General features: G+C 70.3%; 16 protein-coding genes and 2 pseudogenes. 6 read left to right on the forward strand and 12 right to left on the reverse strand.

Annotation, left to right across the window (positions count from 1 at the left end; translation table 11 throughout):
- Window positions 1–139: 139 nt before the first annotated feature.
- Window positions 140–1,564 carry an RtcB family protein gene (locus SGA01_RS15005; protein WP_141297001.1) on the forward strand — a complete coding sequence of 475 codons (1,425 nt, stop codon included), beginning with the start codon at window positions 140–142 and terminating at the stop codon, window positions 1,562–1,564.
- A gap of 19 nt (window positions 1,565–1,583) precedes the next feature.
- Here the strand turns inward: SGA01_RS15005 and SGA01_RS15010 are convergent, their stop codons facing one another.
- The 4 genes from SGA01_RS15010 to SGA01_RS15025 all read right to left on the reverse strand — a co-directional run bounded on the left by SGA01_RS15010 (window position 1,584) and on the right by SGA01_RS15025 (window position 4,783).
- Window positions 1,584–2,042, reverse strand: coding sequence for a CBS domain-containing protein (locus tag SGA01_RS15010; protein WP_141297002.1), 459 nt, complete (start codon window positions 2,040–2,042; stop codon window positions 1,584–1,586).
- 11 nt (window positions 2,043–2,053) lie between these two features.
- Window positions 2,054–2,248, reverse strand: coding sequence for a hypothetical protein (locus tag SGA01_RS15015; RefSeq protein ID WP_141297003.1), 195 nt, complete (start codon window positions 2,246–2,248; stop codon window positions 2,054–2,056).
- Between the two features lie 89 nt (window positions 2,249–2,337).
- Window positions 2,338–3,810, reverse strand: a complete 1,473-nt coding sequence (locus SGA01_RS15020) for a bifunctional aminoglycoside phosphotransferase/ATP-binding protein (protein WP_141297124.1) — start codon at window positions 3,808–3,810, stop codon at window positions 2,338–2,340.
- A 106-nt stretch (window positions 3,811–3,916) separates the two neighbouring features.
- Window positions 3,917–4,783 carry a universal stress protein gene (locus SGA01_RS15025; RefSeq protein WP_141297004.1) on the reverse strand — a complete coding sequence of 289 codons (867 nt, stop codon included), beginning with the start codon at window positions 4,781–4,783 and terminating at the stop codon, window positions 3,917–3,919.
- A gap of 308 nt (window positions 4,784–5,091) precedes the next feature.
- Here SGA01_RS15025 and SGA01_RS15030 point away from each other — a divergent pair, with 308 nt between their 5' ends.
- The gene (locus SGA01_RS15030) at window positions 5,092–5,556 is read left to right on the forward strand and encodes an Hsp20/alpha crystallin family protein (protein ID WP_229918597.1); all 465 of its coding nucleotides are present in this window, start codon (window positions 5,092–5,094) and stop codon (window positions 5,554–5,556) included.
- Window positions 5,557–5,656: 100 nt separating this feature from the next.
- Complete coding sequence (locus tag SGA01_RS15035; protein ID WP_141297005.1) at window positions 5,657–6,280, forward strand: Rv1733c family protein; 624 nt, start codon at window positions 5,657–5,659, stop codon at window positions 6,278–6,280.
- A 453-nt stretch (window positions 6,281–6,733) separates the two neighbouring features.
- On the opposite strand, the gene pspAB is transcribed toward SGA01_RS15035, so the two are convergent.
- From pspAB to SGA01_RS15065, 5 genes are all read right to left on the reverse strand, one after another.
- Entirely contained in the window at window positions 6,734–7,312 is a 579-nt protein-coding gene (gene pspAB / locus SGA01_RS15040) for a PspA-associated protein PspAB (protein ID WP_141297006.1), read from the reverse strand.
- 19 nt (window positions 7,313–7,331) lie between these two features.
- On the reverse strand, window positions 7,332–8,258 hold the full coding sequence (gene htpX / locus SGA01_RS15045) for a zinc metalloprotease HtpX (protein WP_141297007.1): 927 nt from the start codon (window positions 8,256–8,258) through the stop codon (window positions 7,332–7,334).
- Between the two features lie 7 nt (window positions 8,259–8,265).
- Complete coding sequence (gene pspAA, locus SGA01_RS15050; protein WP_141297008.1) at window positions 8,266–8,544, reverse strand: PspA-associated protein PspAA; 279 nt, start codon at window positions 8,542–8,544, stop codon at window positions 8,266–8,268.
- Window positions 8,541–9,296 carry a PspA/IM30 family protein gene (locus SGA01_RS15055; protein ID WP_141297009.1) on the reverse strand — a complete coding sequence of 252 codons (756 nt, stop codon included), beginning with the start codon at window positions 9,294–9,296 and terminating at the stop codon, window positions 8,541–8,543. Before SGA01_RS15055 ends, pspAA begins: the two co-directional genes overlap by 4 nt.
- A 973-nt stretch (window positions 9,297–10,269) precedes the next feature.
- On the reverse strand, window positions 10,270–10,551 hold the full coding sequence (locus tag SGA01_RS15065; protein ID WP_141297010.1) for a dsRBD fold-containing protein: 282 nt from the start codon (window positions 10,549–10,551) through the stop codon (window positions 10,270–10,272).
- A gap of 1,333 nt (window positions 10,552–11,884) precedes the next feature.
- Between SGA01_RS15065 and SGA01_RS15070 the strand changes: the two genes are divergently transcribed.
- Complete coding sequence (locus tag SGA01_RS15070) at window positions 11,885–13,057, forward strand: PP2C family protein-serine/threonine phosphatase (RefSeq protein ID WP_141297011.1); 1,173 nt, start codon at window positions 11,885–11,887, stop codon at window positions 13,055–13,057.
- Between the two features lie 316 nt (window positions 13,058–13,373).
- Here SGA01_RS15070 and SGA01_RS15075 read toward each other — a convergent pair.
- Window positions 13,374–13,677: pseudogene (locus SGA01_RS15075) on the reverse strand (hypothetical protein).
- A gap of 767 nt (window positions 13,678–14,444) precedes the next feature.
- On the opposite strand from SGA01_RS15075, the pseudogene SGA01_RS15085 reads away from it, so the two are divergent.
- A pseudogene (locus SGA01_RS15085) lies at window positions 14,445–15,206 on the forward strand (hypothetical protein); the annotation flags it as partial.
- Window positions 15,207–15,263: 57 nt separating this feature from the next.
- On the opposite strand, the gene SGA01_RS15090 reads toward SGA01_RS15085, so the two are convergent.
- Window positions 15,264–16,064 carry a VOC family protein gene (locus SGA01_RS15090; RefSeq protein ID WP_141297013.1) on the reverse strand — a complete coding sequence of 267 codons (801 nt, stop codon included), beginning with the start codon at window positions 16,062–16,064 and terminating at the stop codon, window positions 15,264–15,266.
- Window positions 16,065–16,182: 118 nt separating this feature from the next.
- On the opposite strand from SGA01_RS15090, the gene SGA01_RS15095 reads away from it, so the two are divergent.
- Window positions 16,183–16,872 carry a formylglycine-generating enzyme family protein gene (locus SGA01_RS15095; RefSeq protein ID WP_141297014.1) on the forward strand — a complete coding sequence of 230 codons (690 nt, stop codon included), beginning with the start codon at window positions 16,183–16,185 and terminating at the stop codon, window positions 16,870–16,872.
- Window positions 16,873–16,895: 23 nt separating this feature from the next.
- Here SGA01_RS15095 and SGA01_RS15100 read toward each other — a convergent pair whose 3' ends face one another.
- Window positions 16,896–17,393, reverse strand: a complete 498-nt coding sequence (locus tag SGA01_RS15100) for a nucleotide triphosphate diphosphatase NUDT15 (protein ID WP_141297015.1) — start codon at window positions 17,391–17,393, stop codon at window positions 16,896–16,898.
- Between the last annotated feature and the right edge of the window lie 89 nt (window positions 17,394–17,482).

Here is a 17,482-nt window from a genome sequence, read left to right on the forward strand (position 1 = left end):
GCCGCGCGAAAGCGCGGTCCGGACGTTGTACTGGGAGTGATGGGGATCCGTGCCACGTGAACCGCCGTGTCGAAGAACGGGCCTGCCGCCGGGGCGGCGTCCGGGGCCGCCCGCGTGGCGCGAAGAGAAGGTGGCGGGCATGGACATCACCCTGGTCGAGGAGACCCCGTTCCGGTTCCGCATCGAGCGGCAGGTCCCGATGCGCGTGCCCGGGGTCGTCTTCGCGACGCGGGAGCTACTGCCGCAGGCGGCGGGGGACAAGGCTCTGGAACAGGTCGTGAACGTGGCGACGCTGCCGGGCATTGTCCGCGCGTCGTACGCCATGCCCGACGTGCACTGGGGGTACGGCTTCCCGATCGGCGGGGTGGCCGCCACGGACATGGATGCCGGCGGGGTGATCTCGCCCGGCGGCGTCGGCTTCGACATCTCGTGCGGCGTACGGCTGCTCGCCGCCGGCATCGACCGCGGCCCGCTGGCCCCACGGATGCGGCGCCTGATGGACATCCTGGGTGACACCGTCCCTCGCGGCCTGGGACCGGGCGGGCTGTGGAAGCTGTCGGGGCGCTCCCAGCTGGGGGAACTCATGGTCTCCGGGGCCGCCTACGCGGTCGAGCACGGCCGGGGTGTGCCCCGCGACCTGGAGCGCTGCGAGGACCGCGGGACCTTGCCGGGGGCCGATCCGTCACAGGTCGGCCAGCGCGCCGTGGACCGGGGACTCCGGCAGGTGGGCAGTCTGGGGTCGGCCAACCACTTCCTGGAGGTGCAGGCCGTGGACCGGGTGTACGACGAGCCCACCGCGACCGCCTTCGGGCTGCACACCGGCCAGGTGTGCGTCATGATCCACTGCGGTTCACGCGGCCTGGGGCACCAGGTGTGCAGCGACCACGTCCATGCCATGGACCAGTCCCTGCGCTCCTTCGGCATCGAGCTGCCGGACCGGCAGTTGGCCTGCGCGCCCGCCGTCTCCACGCCGGGCAGCGCCTATCTGGGGGCGATGGCCGCCGCCGCCAACTACGGACGCGCCAACCGCCAATTGCTCACCGAGGCCGCGCGCCACGCCTTCACCGTCGTCGCAGGGGCGGGCCTCGACCTCGTCTACGACGTCTCCCACAACATGGCGAAGATCGAGACGCACGATGTGGACGGGGTACGGCGCCGGTTGTGCGTCCACCGCAAGGGTGCCACCCGGGCTCTGCCGCCCGGACACCCGGACCTGCCGGACGACCTGGCGGAGGTCGGGCAGCCCGTGCTTGTGCCCGGCACCATGGGCACGGCCTCGTACGTGATGGCCGGCGTCGTCGGCAACGCCGCCTTCTGGTCCGCCGCCCACGGCGCCGGCCGCGTCTGGAGCCGCCACCAGGCGCTGCGCCGCGTCCGCGGCGAGCAACTGCACGAGGAGCTGGAATCGCACGGCATCGCTGTACGGCCGAAGTCCTGGCGTGCGCTTGCCGAGGAGGCGCCCGACGCCTACAAGGACGTCGACGCCGTGGCCGTCGCCACGGAGGGCGCGGGGCTCGCCCGGCTGGTCGCCCGGCTGGTACCGCTCGGGGTCGTCAAGGGATGAGCAACCAGGCGTCCCGCTGTCAGGCCCCGCGTGAGCGGGGGTCCGCGGAGGGCGGCCCGGGTGGTTCCTCCAGGACGCTCCAGGCGACCGGGCCCAGGAGGTCGGCCAACCGTTGGAAGACGTCGATGAGCATGTCGTCCACGGTCAGGACGCCCACGACCCGGTGACCGTCCAGGACGGGGAGGCGACGGAACCCGGACCTGCGGAAGGTTCGGTAGGCCACGTGGATGTCATCGGTGACGTCAACCGTGATCACGGGCGAGGTCATCACCGAATCGATCATCTCGTCCGCGTCGAGACTTCTTGCGAGAGCGGCCAGCGCGAGGTCGCGGTCGGTGACGATGCCTCGGAGGGTGTCGCCCTCGGTGACGATCACGGAACCGACCCCGTACTCGGCCATCTCTCGGGCGACTTGTCTCAGCGGTGTCCTTGTGGGCACGGACACCGCCGGATGGCTCATCGCTTCGGAGACCTTCATCGGCCTGGTTCCTACAGTCCCTGGGACAGGAGCAGCTCGTGTGCCAGCCGGGCGCCGCGAGCCGCCTGCTTCTCCCTGTCGGTGTCCTCCGAGGGGATCTCCTCCAGCCCTTCGGCGAGCGCTCTGACAGCCTGAGCCAGGACCTGCACCTGGGCCTCCAGGGTGCGCAGCCTCCCGTGCTCGTTCGGGGTGATGTTCTCGGTCATGACGTCTCCTTCTTGCGGTGAACGGGAGCGGGCTCTCCCGGTCGATGGGGTGACTCGTGCTGGGGCGGTCGCATCGGTGTCTTCCGCTGCTAGCCCGGCTCCATGTAGGGGCGGCGGAAGACGAGGGGGCCGCTATCGTGCGGGCGTACGGCTGTCAGCGCTTGGGAGACCGCGGCCTCCAAGGGGCCGCTGGTGTCGATCACGACGGCTTCTGTCCACGGAGGCTCTCGCGCCGCGATGGCGGCGGCCACGTCGAGGTTGGCGTCGGACGGTCCGGCGGCGCGGTGTTCCAGGCGAGCCGCCGTCATCTCGTCCGGGACCTGGCAATGCAGGGCCACGAGGTCGGCATGGGTGCGTTCAGCCACGCGCCGGGCGGCTTCGCGCTGTTCGGCGCTCGACCAGGTGGCGTCCAGGACGACGGACTCGCCGCGGGACAGCAGGGTGGCTGCGCGTTCCAGCAGGGCCGTGTAGGTCGTGGCGGTCCACTCGGGTGTGTACAGGCCCTCGCCGTAGGGGGCGGAAGCGGGCTGGTCCGCCGGGAGGCCGGCGAGTTCTTTGCGGATGCGGTCGCTGCTGAGGAGGGTGACGCCCAGGCGGTCGGCCAGTGCGCCGGAGAGGGTGGACTTCCCGCTGCCGGGGAGTCCACCCACGAGGGTCAGGCCGACGGCGGAGGTGCGCAGGTGCCGCAGGGTCGTGGTGATCAGTCGCCGTGCGGCGAGGTCGGCACCCGGAGCGCCTTGGCGGGCCTGGATCAGGGAGACCTTGGCGCGGACGAAGGCGCGGTAGGCGACGTAGTGGTGCCGCAGCGAGGGTGGCGCGGGATCGCCGGAGTACTCGCTGTAGCGGGCGAGGAAGAACGCCGCCGCTTCCGGGGCGTCGAGCTGTTCGAGGTCCATGGCGAGGAAGGCGGCGTCGTCGAGGCCGTCGACATAGCGGAGGTGGTCGTCGAACTCCAGGCAGTCCAGGATGCGAGGGCCGTCGTCGAGGCAGAAGATGTCCTCGGCGAGCAGGTCGCCGTGGCCGTCGACGATCCGGCCCTGCTCGATGCGCATCTCGAACAACCGCTCACGTCCGGCGAGATAGCGGCGGACCAGCCGCTCCACGTCCTCCACACCCTCGGGCACGGGGCCCTCTCCGCTCATCTCGCGCACCTGCGCGAAGCTCGCCTCCCAGCGCGATGACAGGGCGTCCCGCGTGCCCTGCGCGTCCACCTCCGGTGTGCGGGACGCGCTCGCGTGACGGGTGGCGAGGAGCCGTGCGACGGCTCGCAGGGCATCGTCGACAACCACGGCCTCCCGCACGAGCCGGGAGAGGCGGCGCTCGGCCGGCATGCGGCGCATCGCCACGAGGGGCTCGGGCGCCTCCGCTTCGGAGAGCCGGATCTCGCCCACGCCCAGGTAGACATCCGGCGCGAAGCGGCGGTTGAGAGCGACTTCCCGCTCGCACGCCTCCCGCCGGGCCTCCACGGTGGTGTAGTCCAGGAACTTCAGGTCGACCGGCTTCTTGAGTTTGTAGGCGCGGTCACCGACGAAGAACACGACCGCGGTATGGGTCTCGCGCACGGCTGCCCGCGGGAGCGGCGCGTCGGTGCCAGAGGCGGTGCCCGGTCGGAGCGTGGCAGTGTGCTCCTGGCGCACCGTCGCGATCAGCTCGTCCAACGGCGTCGGCTCAGTCATGGGGGACGACGGCGACGGGGCAGCGCGCGTGGTGCAGGGCGGCGTGGGCCAGGGGGCCGAGGCGTGGTGCGAGTGGGGGACGGTGCTTGCGCCGGCCGACGACCAGCAGACTGGCTCCCTCGGCGGCGCGCACGACGGCCTCGGCGGGGCTTTCGAGGCGGACGGCATCGACCGGCTCCACGCCGGGGAACTTCTCGCGCCAGGGGCGAAGGACCTGACCCAGCTCCTTCTTCGCGTCCTCTGTGATCTCTTTGGCGACGTCGTGATCCACTCCCCAAGGGGTATGCGCGTGGAGCGGCAGACTTCGGCCGTGGACGACCTGGAGAGGCACGCCGCGCGCCGCGGCGGCCTCGAAGGCGAAGGCGAGCAGGTCGTCGCACGGGCCGTGCAGCTTCAGCGCGACCACGACGCTACGAGAGGCGGGGGACGAGCCCTGCTCGCGGGCCTCGGCACGGATCAGGACCACGGGCCGTTCGGCCCGGGCCACGACGGCCATGCTGACGGAGCCGAGGAAGTAGCTCTCGGATGAAGTCAGGCCGCGCGAACCCAGCACGGTCAGCTCGGACTCGGCCGCCGCCTTCAGCAGGGCGTCCTGCGCGTCGTCGGCGACCAGGTTGCCGACGATCAGGAGGCCCGGGTGGCGGGCCTGGAGTTCCGCCTGCGCCTGGTGCACGAGCCGCTTCGCCCAGTAGTTCTGGTCAATCTCCGATGCGGCGCGGACCGGCTCGGGCGCGAGCATGGGCCAGGCATGCATCAGGCGCAGAGTGACCTTGCGCCGCTCCGCCTCGTCGGCGGCCCAATGAGCGGCCGCCATGCTCTCGGGCGAGCCGTCCAGGCCGACCGTGACGACTGGCTCCATGACAACTGCCTCACTCTCGAACGACGCGGCAGGAAGGGACGCGCAAGCGTCGGCGACCGAGGGCCGAAGTACGCCCCTTCCTCTCCTTCGAGGAGTACCCCAGATCGTCCTGCCGCGCATGTGGGCCGCGATGTGACCCGACTCGGGAGCGCTGTGACGTTGCAGCTGTGCGCCGGAGGGGCCGGTAGGTCCCTGGAAGCCGTGCCCCGTTCGGCCCCTTCTCGGGCCCGTCCGGCACTCGGAGAGCGCGCCGACGGGCGCCAGGGTGGGGATGACAGGTGGATCCACGACGCAAGGAGCGAACGATCATGTCAACTGGCATGGAACGTCGTCGCAGCTTCTTCCCCGAGTTCCCCGACGTCAGGGACTGGTTCGGCGACCTACCCCGCTTCCCGATGTGGCGCACGGCTTTCGAACGGCACGTCATCCCTATCGAGGTGACGAGCGGCGAGGGACGGTACGTGCTGAAGGCGGAGCTGCCCGGCGTGGACCCGGACGAGGACATCACGATCACTGTGGACGGCGACGTGCTCACGGTCAGCGCCGAGCACGAGGAGAGCAGCGAGACGAAGGACCACTCCGAGTTCCGCTACGGCTCCTTCGAGCGCGCGGTGCGCCTGCCGGAGGTGATCGACCCCGAGGACGTGAAGGCAGAGTACGCCGACGGCGTCCTCACCGTCAGCGTCGCCGTCCGGCAGCCCCAGGAGAGCCGCGCCCGCACCGTTCCCGTGACCCGTGCAGGGGGAGCCGACGAAGCGGAATCCGCCACATGAAGCCCGGCCAGGTCCCGGATCCACCCCTCGGGGCCGAAACCACCGCACCCCGCTGAGCCCGTGCGGGCCCGGTGGGAGCCGTCCCACCTGGAGGCCCGTCATGCGCGACGGAGCGACACCGCCCCCCGGGCAGCCGCAGCGGCCCTGGCGCGACGGCCGCAACGGCGACCCTGCCGGTCCGGACGCCAACTCCCTGCGCCGCCCCTGCGACCGGACCCGCACCCGCTGGCACGTCGGCCTCGCCCTCGCCACGCTCATCGCCTTGATCTGCGGCGTGATTGCGGGTGCCCGCATGTGGAGCGACGCGGCACGAACCGCCCGCGACGAGGCAGGCCACCGCCACGAGACCACCGCGACCACCCTCGCCCGCGCCAACGGCTCGTCGACGGCCGCCCGCTTCGCCACACCCCCCGTACTCGTCGACGCCTCCTGGCGCGCCCCCGACGGCACACTGCGCACCGGCAAGGTTCCCGTCCAGCCCCATACCGCAGAAGGCACCACGAAGACGATCTGGGTCGACGACGCCGGGGCGGTCACCCGCGCCCCGCGCAGCACGGCCGAAGGACAGTTCGGCGCCGTCGCCGGCGGCACCCTCGTCGCCGGGACGCTCGCCTTGACCGCCGCCGGCGTGGTCGGCCTGCGCCTGCGGCGTACCGAGGCCGCCACCCTGGACGAATGGGACAGCGAATGGGCCGTCGTGGAACCACTGTGGACCCACCGTTGACGTACCTGAACCAGGCCGGAGCCATGGCCATCGTGTGGTGTCCGCGACAGCCGACAACCCTGATAGCCGCAGTCGGTGAAGCCGGCCACCGCCGCTCGCGATGGGGCTACCCGGATGAGGGATCGCGTACCGGACGGGTCTCGATCACGCATCCCGGACCGGGATAGATATCTGTCTCGTGGGCATCCTGGAGTTGGAACGAACCGCGACGCCAACCCGAACGTGCCTCGGTGCGGCGGCATCACGGGCATGGTGGCTGGTGGCGCCGAGAGCCCCTCTCGGGAGCGACCATGCGACTTCCCTTCCTCGACTCCTGTACAGCCAGCCGGGTCCTTTCGCGTCCGTCTATCTGGACACGTCCCGCGATGCCGCCGTCGAGAGCCCGACCAGCCCTCAGGACGGGCATCGGCCTCTGTCACGTGGGCACCTTCCTCGATCGGACAGGCTCGCCCCTCATAGGCCGGGGGCGCCCCAGAGCGGGAACCAGCGGGTCAGGTCCTTCTCGATCTGTAGATCGTCCTTGATCACAGCCTTGACCTGGAGTTCCAGCGGATTGTCGCGCCTGTCTCCGGGCAGCGGAGCGAACGGGTAGAAGGTGCCGCGCTTGTAGAGATAGACGAGCGCGAGGGAACGCAGCTCGGCGTCGTGGAAGGTGACCAGGGAGCAGAGCAGCTGTGGACCGAAGCCGCTGTCCTGAAGGGCGGTGTTCACCGCGTGCAGGTCGTTGACCAGGCTGGTCAGGTCGCCGGGGTCGCGGCGGGAGAGAAGCCACGAATATCCGTAGGTGTCGCGGCTGAACTCCACCGGCGCGTCACCGCGTTCGAAGTCCGCACCGAGGAGGGCACGTACCTCCTGCTGGACCTGTGCGAACGCCCCGCCCTCGATGGCGGCGAAGCAGACCGAGCCCGCTCCGGTCGGGGTGAAGCCGACGGCTGCCTGAAGGGTGATCGCCGCTGAGGGGAGACCGAAGAGCTGGTCCAGGTCAGGCTTCACTGGCTTGCTCCGGCCGAACAGGACGTCCAGGAATCCCATGGGTACCAGCTCCTTCTCCTCACGCCCCGGCGTGCGGTTCGCCGCCTGCCTCGCCCAGCTGCGCGGAGATCTCCGCGAGCGCCTCGATACGGCGTTCCAGGGTGGGGTGGGTGGAGAACAGGTGCGCCACGGTCGTGCCGGGCCCGAGGGCGGGGGTGAAGAAGAACGCGTTGAACGCCTGCGCGGTGCGCAGGTCCCGGGTGGGGATACGGGCGATGTCGCCGCTGACCTTGGTCAGCGCCGACGCCAGGACGGACGGCTTTCCGGTCAGCATCGCCGCGGCGCGGTCGGCAGCCAGTTCGCGATACCGGGACAGGGCCCGGATGAGCAGGAAGCTGATGGCGTAGACGAGGGCGGAGACCGTCATCACGGCCATGAAGACGACGGCGGTGTTCTGGTCGCGCTGGTCGCGTCCTCCGAACAGCTGGGAGTAGAAGGCGAAGCGGACGACGAGTCCGGCGATCACGCCCAGGAACGAGGCGATGGTGATCACGGCGACATCGCGGTGTGCGACGTGGGAGAGCTCGTGGGCGAGGACGCCTTCGAGTTCCTCGGTCTCCAGACGGCGCATGAGGCCGGTGGTCACGCAGACGACGGCGTTGTCGGCGTTGCGGCCGGTGGCGAACGCGTTGGGCAGGTCCATGTCGGAGACGGCGACCCGGGGCTTGGGCATGTCCGCGGTGGCGCACAGCCGGTCGATGACCCCGTGCAACCGGGGCTGCTCCTCGGGTGTGACGAGGCGGCCGTGCATGGCGTACAGGGCGATCCGGTCGGAGTACCAGAACTGCGCGCCCAGCAGCGCCGCGGCGATGATGACCACCAGGACGACGGACTTGAGCAGCACGATCAGCGCGGCGATGAACGCCACGTACACCAGCCCGAGCAGGAACATCGTGACCACCATGCGGGCGGTCAGCTGCCGGTCGGGCTCGAAGCGGCTGCGCATCACACACTCACCCCGGGATCAGGCCCTCGTCGGAGAGCAACTCGCTCACCTGCGCGAGACTGGTGCCCTCATCGGGAAGTACGAGTTCCGACGGAGTGATCCGCTCGTCCGGCACCCGTGTGCCGAGGCTGCGCACCGCGTCCAGCAGGGCCGACAGGGCGGAGGCGAACGCCGCCTCGTCGCCCGCGGTAGCGGCCGCCTGCAGGGCGGAGTCCAGTTCATTGAGGTGATCGAGGTGTTCTTCGGCGATCTCGTACTGGCCCTCGCCGAGAATCCGCGTGATCATGACCTCTCCTTCCCCTCGGGGCCCTCCACCGCCGCGGGGCCTGTGGACGCCGGGAGCGCCGCCTTCATCCGGGCCAGCTCGGTCTCCACGTCGCTTCCCGCGGTGACGCGCTCGAGTTCGGCCTGGATGTCGTCACGGCCGGCCGGCAGCGTGGCGTCGTCCAGCGCGCCGGAGGCGATCAGCTCGTCCAGCGCACCGGCTCGCGCCTGAAGCTGCTCGGTCTTGTCCTGCGCGCGTTGCATTGCCAGGCCCACATCGCCCATCTCCTCGCCGATGCCGGTGACCGCCTCGGTGATGCTGGTCTGCGCCTCGGCGGCGGTGTAGGTGGCCTTGATCGTCTCCTTACGGGTACGGAACGCCTCCACCTTCGCCTCCAGACGCTGCGCCGCCAGCGTCAGCTTCTCCTCCTGGTCCTGCAGCGACGCCTGCTGTCCCTCCAGATCGGTGATCTGCGAGTCCACTGCCGTACGCCGGGTCAGCGCCTCACGGGCCAGATCCTCACGCCCCATGGCAAGTGCCTGTTCCGCCTGGCCCTGGAGCTTGCCCGTGGACTGCCGCAACTGGTTCACCTGCAGCTCGACCCGCTTGCGGCTGGTCGCCACATCGGCCACGCCACGTCGCACTCTCTGCAGCATCTCGCGCTGCTGCTCGTAGGAGTAGTCCAGAACCTCGCGTGGGTCCTCGGCCTTGTCCAGCGCCTTGTTCGCCTTGATCCGGAACAGGGTGGCGATGCGTTGGGTGATGCTGGTCATGGCGACCGCCTTCCTCGATGCCGCGGGTCAACCACCGGAACGCGCCTCTTCCATTGTCCGGGTGCTTCACCGCCCCGGCAGCTTGATCGTGTTCCGTGCGGGTTGTCGTGGGTGGTGGCCCACCCCCGGCCCGGGGGACGGCCTGCAGCCTCGTGGAGGACCTTCCAGGAGGCGGCGATCAGCCAGAAGCCGACGCCGAGTGCGACATAGCCGGCCAGGTGGAAGGGGCTCAGGTATGGGTCGCTGCTCCAGCCGGTCAGGTCGTTCCACAGGTGGCCGTCGGCGTCCTTGAGCAGCGGGAACGGGGAGCCCGAGCCAGCTGCCCAGCAGAGACACGGTGAGTGGGATGCCGTATATCTCGGTGAACAGTGCCACCAGGAAGGCGTTGGAGGCGCCCATGACCTGACAGTCCCGCATTGTCTTCGGGTGGAAGAAGCCTGCGGTGAAGACGGTCCTCCTTGAGGCTGACCGTCCGGCGGCTGGCCTGCGCCGCCCACGGGCGATGCCGCTCATGCGGCGCTGGTAGTCCTCCTCGTTGATGTCGCCACAGCGGTCAGCATTTCGCCGTATGCGGGATCGATCCACCTGCCCCTTCTGCGATCAGGGAGTTCGCCGACTGACGCAGCCGCCTGGACCAGGAACAACCACAGCACCTGCGGCTCGCCGCCCAGCGGTTCCGCAGCGGACGCGCCGCGTGCTGCGGCCAGCCGGGCGAGAGTCACGGCGTCGACGGCACGGGACGACGACTCCACGTACCTTGGCGCCATGGCTGCCCGGTCTGCCGGGTCCCTGCGAGTAGGACCGGGCGGTTGCCTGCGCCGGGCCACTCGTCGGCCGATGTCTCCGAGCCGGGCCCGGCGGTGATCGGCAGTCCCCGCCGCCTGCGTGCTCTATGAGCACCGTCCCCTCCCTGAGGGCCGGACGCCGCCGCGATGAGCGGACAGCCGGCCGCCGAGGGGCGCAGCCATGGCGGTCATCCTTGTAGCGGCGGTTCGTTGGCGGCGGCATCGGCCGTGCCGAAGCGCAGCAGCTGGTGGCCGAGGTCGACCAGGGCGCGTCCTGCCGCGTATTCGTCGCCGATTTCCGGCGCGGGAGGGTCGTGCGGGTTGCGGTGGGCTTCGGTGCGGCTCTCCAGCCGGTTGTCACCGGTGTCGAGGACGGCGTGCACCTTCGTGACGTCGCCTTCCTCGAAGAGGTCCACGCGCAGGGTCCACGTCTTGGTACGCGTCGGCGTGTTCGTCGTCTCATCGTTCATGTCCAGTCCTGTCCTCTGAGGGGGACGGTGAGGATTTCGTCCCGGGGGGATGGACGAGTCAGGCCGGAACAGCCGCCCGCTGTCAGGGCCCGTCGGTGCGGTGACCTCTGGTGGGGACGGGAACCACCTTCTTCGTCCGGGGTCCGTATCTCCAGCGTGAACGAGGCCGAGACTGTTGGACATGGGCCGCCCGGCCTAACGCGGGGCGGCGGTCGGACGCGGTCCGTGTGCGCCGCCGACTCGGTCGCCGCCGTCCGCTGTGGCCCGGCAGTGGCGCTCCCGTCCCGTTCCGCCCGCTCGCGAAGGAACGGTGGGACAGCGGCCACCGGGGCCACCGCGAGTGGGCAGTCGGGGACATGGCGGATTCGCCGAGGCGCATTCAGCCTGGTCGTCGGGGCAGTGACGGGGCCGTTCGGCACGGTGGAGGCTCGCAATACCGACGGAGACTTCTTCCCGCTCACCGACCACGCCCCCTCCTCGACCGGCCCGACCTGTCGCGGGCCCTGGCGGATCTGCGCGAGGCGGTCAGCACCCACACCCGAAACCGGCTCGACGACGCCGCTCTACTCCTCCTGCGCATGACGCCCCCGACGGGACCGGCCCGCACTCACAGGGAGCGCATCACGGACGGCGAGCGGGTACTCTCCACCGCCGAGCGCACGGCGCCTGCGCCGACCCCTGCAGCCTGCGGCGGAGCCAACAGCAAGACGGCTTGCACGCCCTCTCATTGGGCGAATCGGTGGTAGCAGACAGCAGCGCGGTGTTTCTAGACGTGCGTGTGCCCGAGGAATGGCGGCACGGCCATATGGATGGCTCCGTGCCGCCCCCCGGGGGGGACTGTTGGAGTTCTTCGCGGACCCCACAAGCCCTCGCTACAAGCCAGCCCTCGCTCCCGAGCGGCGGGTCATCGTCGTCTGCGCTTCGAGCGCGCGCCACTCGCCGCCCTGGCCCTCAGAACGATGGGCCAGCGCGACGTAGGAGCTGGTTTTCCACACGCCGATGGGGGGACCTGGCTCCCACCCCATGCAGTACTGAGAGCTCCCGCTCGTTGACCTGCCGTTCCACTGGCCCACCCTCAACTCGAAGTGATCTACGACAGCGGCATGCTGCCATCAAGTGGATGTCCGTGCGGGCGGCGATCTCCGCGATGCGGCAGACCTGTGGCCGACTCTCTCCTGGGGGATGATGTGTATGTGAAGAGCCTGGCTGGTGGCGCTCACCCCAGCAGATTGCCGGGTCGGCGCAGGAGGGGCTCGTTGAAGGGACCGTGGCCGTGGGTGATGGGCGGAGTGAGCTTCCCCGGCTTCTGACCGCAGCGGAGACGGCCGCGCCGGTGGATGCCGTCGACGTCGTCGCGCGGGATCTGCATAGGCGGTTCGAGGCTGTCGAGGTCTCCTTCCTCATCGTGGACCTGACGGGGAAGGCGGTGGCCCGGCTGTCCACCACCTCCGTGGGGGAGAGCGGCCGGGGAGCGGAACGGATTCCCTTGCTCGGCAGCGTGTACGAACATGTGATCCGTACCCAGCGGCTGTACCAGGAGGCGACCCACCGCGGACACCGCGTGATCGCACCGGTCACCAACCGGGGGGACGCGATCGGGCTCCTGGAACTCCTTCTGCCGGCCGGACCCGGCGAGGACACCCTCACCGCGATCGGGGAGGCCGCGCACGTACTGACCTACGTCGTGATCGCCAACGGCCGCTTCACCGATCTCTACACCTGGGGCAAGCGTTCCAGGCCGCCCACCCTGGCCGCGGAGATCCAGTACCAGCTGCTTCCCCCGTCCCTGTCGTGCGAGGCGGCCCAGTTCACCCTGTGCGGGAGCCTCGAGCCCTCCGAAGACCTCAGCGGCGACACCTTCGACTACACCCTGGACCGCGACACCCTGCACGTGTCGGTGACCGACCCCATGGGGCACGACATCGACGCGGCCCTGGCCGCCACCGTGCTGGTCGGCGCCTTGCGGGGCGCCCGTCGCGCAGGTGCCGGCCTGGTGGAGCAGGCCCATCTGGCGGACCAGGCCCTGGCCGACCACGGCCAGGGCCACGCCACGGGGCAGCTGTTGCGCATCAACCTCCACACGGGGCGGTCCCAGCTCGTCAACGCCGGTCACCCCTGGCCACTGCGACTGCGCCAAGGGGTCGCGAAGGCGATCCCCTGCGAGGTGGACCATCCCTTCGGACTGTCTGTGCCCGTGCCCCACCCGTACCGCGCTCAGGACGTCGACCTGCGCCCCGGCGACCGGCTGCTCATGTTCACCGACGGCATGCTCGAGCGCCACGGAGAGAACGTCGATCTCCCCGGCCTTCTGGAACGCACCCGGAACCTGCACCCCCGCGAGACCGCTCTGGCAATGACTTCAGCGGTACGAGGCGCATCCGGCGACCGACTCGAGGACGACGCCACCGTGATATGCCTGGACTGGCACGGCCCGCAGGAGACCCAGCGGCACGTCAGCTCCGGCGCGGACACCCACCAGGCCTCGGCCGACCGCCCGAAGCCGTAGGCCCGGCCGTACCGGACGCGAAAGCGAACGCCGCAGAGCAAGCCACCACCGCCGTCGACCAGGCGTGCAGGACGCGCGGATCACGGGCCATACGTCCGACGGACAGCCCCCAGGCCCTTGTCCGCGTACAGCTCGGCCACCGTCAGCGACTGGAAAATCTGACTGCGGCACTCTCGCAGAGCCGGTTCCAGTGAGCCGGGCGGAAGGGCCTCAAGCGCGTCGGCGGTTTGGCTCCGGCGGCGACTTCGACGGGGGCGGTGTCCGGATCGACGGCGTCGTTTGGCCAGTCCCTCGCTATCCCGGATGAGGGCGCCGCTCACGCGGCCGCCCCGGCGTCGGAGGAGGTGCCGCCGGCGAGCTTGGCCCGCTTGGCGGCGACCGCCTCCGGGTCGGCGGGGCCGTGGGCCTTGTCGAAGTCGGCGATCAGCTCGTCCAGGTTGTCGCGCTCGATCTGCCGCTGCGGCCTTCTCCAGGTATGCGGACACGCTCCGCTTGCCGACCCGCTCGCGGATCGCTTGCAGGGCGCCGGCGGTAACGGAGACGGAGATGCCACTGCTGGGGCCGTCGCCGGGTGGGAAGTCAGTGTCGTCGTCAGTCGCACGGTGCGCACCGTGCGGCAGATCCTGATTGAGGTAGCGGGGGAGGTCGTCGTGCAGGCCCTCGTGCAGGACGGTGCGGTACAGGCAGTCATACGAGGCCATCCCGGACCAGGCCAGGTGCAGAGGCGGCTCTACGAGGCCGCGCGTCGGTCCGTGCAGCTCGTCCAGTGACTCCGGCAGGCAGCGCCGGAACTTCTCCCGGTACAGCACGAGATCCGCGGCATCCGCACCAGAGAGGTCCCTCGGCGCGGGTGCGGGGTGCTGCGGGCTGGAGGACATGCCTCCCTTGTGGCGTCCGCATAAGCGGTGCGGGGCATGATGCGCGAGTCCGCGCCCGGATTGAGCAGGGGTGGACCTCGGCGATGCGCCGGCTGTCGCAGCCCGTCCTTGCTCTGGGCAGGCGGCACGGGCCTTCGCCCGCTTGCGCATGAGACCGGGTACGCGCAGCCGCCGAGCTGACCAGAACACGACTTGTCACCGCCGTCAGGAGGCTGCGTAGGCCAGACGTGTGGCTCCGCTCAGAGGCCAAGGTCACTGTCCGTGATCTGCTGGGAGGCGGCAAGGGTGACCGGCGAGACGTTAAGCAGGGAAGAAGAGGATAGGGGCGAAGCCGTAGGCGCAGGAGCTGTGTCGCCAGCCGATTCTCCCCGGATTCTCCCCAGCGTCTGCAGGGAGGGTAAAAGTCCTGGTCAGGGCCTTGCTGGAGGCAGGTGGACGAGATCACCCGCATCGCTTCTCCCCAGCGCCCCGCATGGGCGGTTCGCGCGGCGATGGATGCGCAAACAGTGCGCGGGGAGGAGATCCAGAACTCCTTCTCCGTCGCCGAGGACGGCGTCTCCATCGTCACCGACCACGCCCTGTACGGCTTCCGCGTCGACGCCGACGGCACCCCTCGCGTCGAGTGGCGCGAGACGTACGACCGGGGGACCGGCACCAAGCCCGGCTCCGTGAACCAGGGTTCGGGCACCACTCCCGACCTGTTCGGCGACCGGGACCAGTACGTCGCCATCACCGACAACGCCGACGACCGGATGAACGTCCTCGTCTACCGGCGCGGCGCCGGCGTTCCCACCGCGGAACGGCTCGTATGCAAGGTCCCGGTCTTCCGCTCCGGGGCCTCCACCACCGACAACTCCCTGATCAGCTGGGGCAACAGCCTCGTCGTCGAGAACAACTACGGCTACGAGAACCCGAGTACGCTCGCCCTCGGCCGCAGCGTCGTCGGCGGCGCGACCCGGATCGACGTCCGCGCCGACGGCAGCGGCTGCGACACCGTCTGGGAGAGCGACGTCCGCTCGCCCTCCACCGTCCCGAAGCTCTCCACCGCCAACGGACTGCTCTACTTCTACGAGAAGCGCCCCAACGCCTTCGGCATCGACGCCTGGTACCTCACGGCCGTCGACTTCCACACCGGAAAGCGGGCCTTCTCGCGCTTCACCGGAACCGGCCTCGCCTACGACAACAACTGGGCGCCGATCACCATCGGCCCGGACGGCACCGCGTACGTGGGTGTCTTCAACGGCATCGTCGCCGTCCGCGACAGCGCCTGACGCACGGCGGCGCGGCGCCCCGTGGCGCCGCGCCGACCGTCCCGGTGGTCCGGTGGTTCAGATCATCTCGGGCACATCACCGACCGTGGTCTTCAGGTCGATGACCGCGAAGGGAGCGCCCTGCGGGTCGAGGATCACCGCGAACCGGCCGAAGGGGCTGTCCATCGGTCCGAAGACCTTCTTCCCCTTGAGGCGCTCGGCCGCCTCGACGGCCTTGTCGCAGTTGTCGACGGCGAAGTAGATCTGGATGTACGGGGGGAACTCCGGCGGGAAGTCCTCGTCCGTCATCTTCATCCGCCCCAGGACCGGCATCTCGCCGCCCAGGTCGAAGACCTTGTAGTCGACGTGCTCGTCCTGCATCTTCTTCGCGTTGTAGCCGAAGACTGCGGTGAAGAAGTCGTCGGACTTGGCCGGCTCCCGGGTGAACACCTCGGCCCAGGCGAACGAGCCGGTCTCACCCTCCAGTTCGAAGCCCTTGTGGTCTCCGGGCTGCCAGATGCCGAACGTCGCGCCCGTCGGGTCCTTGGCGATGCACATCGACCCGAACGTGCCGACGTCCATCGGCTCCATGAGGACCGTGCCGCCCGCCGACCGGATCTTCTCCGCCGTCGCGCGGACGTCCGGCGAGGCGAAGTACAGACACCAGGCCGACTGCGGCTCTCCGTTCTGCCCCGGCATCGGCGGCACGACGGCCGCGACCGCCTTTCCGTTCTTGTACGCCTGCGTGTAGTTGCCGTATTCGGAGGAGGACTCGCCGAAGGTCCAGCCGAGCACGTCGCCGTAGAACACCTTGGCGCCCTCGACGTCGGTGAACATCGCGTCGGTCCAGACCGGCGTGCCTTCAGGTCGTGCGGCCATGACGGTGACTCTCTCTCTTGCGATCGATGTCGTGTTCCAGGAGCCACGCTAGCCACGCCCGGCTCACATCGCTCGGTGACGCAAGGCGACGGCGTGTCCCGGCTGCGATCATGCACCCATGAAGACGAGCGCGGAGCAGGAGATCATCGCCGTCCCGGCGGGGCGGGTCACGCTGTCCGACCGGCGCACCGAGCGCAGCTGGACGGTCGACCTCGACGCGTACGGCCTGGCCGCCGTCCCTGTCACGCAGGAGCTGTACGAGCACGTCACGGGGGAGCGGCCGAGCAGCGCGCACGGTGATCGGCTCCCGGTGGAGGGCGTCTCCTGGGGGGACGCGATCCGCTTCTGCAACGCCCTCTCCGACCGGGAGGGGCTCACCCCCGCGTACCGGATCCCGGACGGCGGCCCGGACGGCGACCCGGGCGGGGCCGAGTGGGACCGTGCCGCCGACGGCTACCGGCTGCCCACCGAGGCCGAATGGGAGCACGCCTGCCGCGCCGGCACCACGGAGGCGCGGTACGGGCCGCTCGACGAGATCGCCTGGCACCGGGGGAACTCCGGGGAGCGCCTCCACGAGACCGGCGGACGCCGCCCCAACGCCTGGGGGCTCCACGACATGCTCGGCAACGTCTGGGAGTGGTGCTGGGACGTCTACGACGCCGAGGTGTACGGCAGCTACCGGGTGCTGCGCGGCGGCGGCTGGTTCGACGAGCGCTGGAGCTGCCGCGCCTCCGTGCGGCGCCGCAGCCACCCCACCCTCCGTATCGACGACGTGGGCTTCCGGCTCGCCCGCACCCTGACGGACTGAGCCGTCCGGCCCGACGACCGGCGTCAGCGGGGCAGGCGGCTCATCGCGTAGCGGTGGAACGGGCCGTCGGGCACGGAGAGTTCGGGACGCCACATCCTCAGGACCTGGCCCGAGGGCACGAACAGCTCCGTCGGCAGGCGGTCCGGCTCCGTCCACTCCCAGCGGGTGACGTTGTCCGGCTCCGTGACGGTCGGCATGCCGCGGAAGCCGCGTACCACCGTGGCCACGGTCATCCGGGTCAGCGCGGCCGAGGTGACCGAGTCCAGGATCAGCCCCAGCACCTCCACGTCGGCGGCGTCCGCGACCAGGGACGTCTCCTCGGCGAGCTCGCGCACCGCCGCGTCCTCCACGGACTCGCCCGGCTCGACCTTGCCGCCCGGCAGCTCCCACACGCCGGAGCGGTGCAGCCCGAGGAGGACCCGGCCGGAGGCGTCGGTCACGACGACGCCCGCGCCGAGCGAGGCCTGTGCGGAAGGCGGCTGGAGGTTGCGTGCGGAGGGGGCCTGCTCGGGGGTGGACATGATCCTTTTTTATCAGGTAACAAAAACCCCAGAACCCCTTGAATCGGTCGCGAAAAGGAGGAAACTCTTCCTTACACCGGACAACCGGA

Source organism: Streptomyces gardneri (genome assembly GCF_006539185.1).
Lineage (GTDB): Bacteria > Actinomycetota > Actinomycetes > Streptomycetales > Streptomycetaceae > Streptomyces > Streptomyces gardneri.

Bases quoted from the DNA above. Each gene is read 5' to 3' on its own strand.
- SGA01_RS15005 (WP_141297001.1), top strand. From the start codon at position 140: ATGGACATCACCCTGGTCGAGGAGACCCCGTTCCGGTTCCGCATCGAG.
- SGA01_RS15010 (WP_141297002.1), bottom strand. From the start codon at position 2,042: ATGAAGGTCTCCGAAGCGATGAGCCATCCGGCGGTGTCCGTGCCCACA.
- SGA01_RS15015 (WP_141297003.1), bottom strand. From the start codon at position 2,248: ATGACCGAGAACATCACCCCGAACGAGCACGGGAGGCTGCGCACCCTG.
- SGA01_RS15025 (WP_141297004.1), bottom strand. From the start codon at position 4,783: ATGGAGCCAGTCGTCACGGTCGGCCTGGACGGCTCGCCCGAGAGCATG.
- SGA01_RS15030 (WP_229918597.1), top strand. From the start codon at position 5,092: ATGTCAACTGGCATGGAACGTCGTCGCAGCTTCTTCCCCGAGTTCCCC.
- SGA01_RS15035 (WP_141297005.1), top strand. From the start codon at position 5,657: ATGCGCGACGGAGCGACACCGCCCCCCGGGCAGCCGCAGCGGCCCTGG.
- pspAB (WP_141297006.1), bottom strand. From the start codon at position 7,312: ATGGGATTCCTGGACGTCCTGTTCGGCCGGAGCAAGCCAGTGAAGCCT.
- htpX (WP_141297007.1), bottom strand. From the start codon at position 8,258: ATGCGCAGCCGCTTCGAGCCCGACCGGCAGCTGACCGCCCGCATGGTG.
- pspAA (WP_141297008.1), bottom strand. From the start codon at position 8,544: ATGATCACGCGGATTCTCGGCGAGGGCCAGTACGAGATCGCCGAAGAA.
- SGA01_RS15055 (WP_141297009.1), bottom strand. From the start codon at position 9,296: ATGACCAGCATCACCCAACGCATCGCCACCCTGTTCCGGATCAAGGCG.
- SGA01_RS15065 (WP_141297010.1), bottom strand. From the start codon at position 10,551: ATGAACGATGAGACGACGAACACGCCGACGCGTACCAAGACGTGGACC.
- SGA01_RS15090 (WP_141297013.1), bottom strand. From the start codon at position 16,064: ATGGCCGCACGACCTGAAGGCACGCCGGTCTGGACCGACGCGATGTTC.
- SGA01_RS15095 (WP_141297014.1), top strand. From the start codon at position 16,183: ATGAAGACGAGCGCGGAGCAGGAGATCATCGCCGTCCCGGCGGGGCGG.
- SGA01_RS15100 (WP_141297015.1), bottom strand. From the start codon at position 17,393: ATGTCCACCCCCGAGCAGGCCCCCTCCGCACGCAACCTCCAGCCGCCT.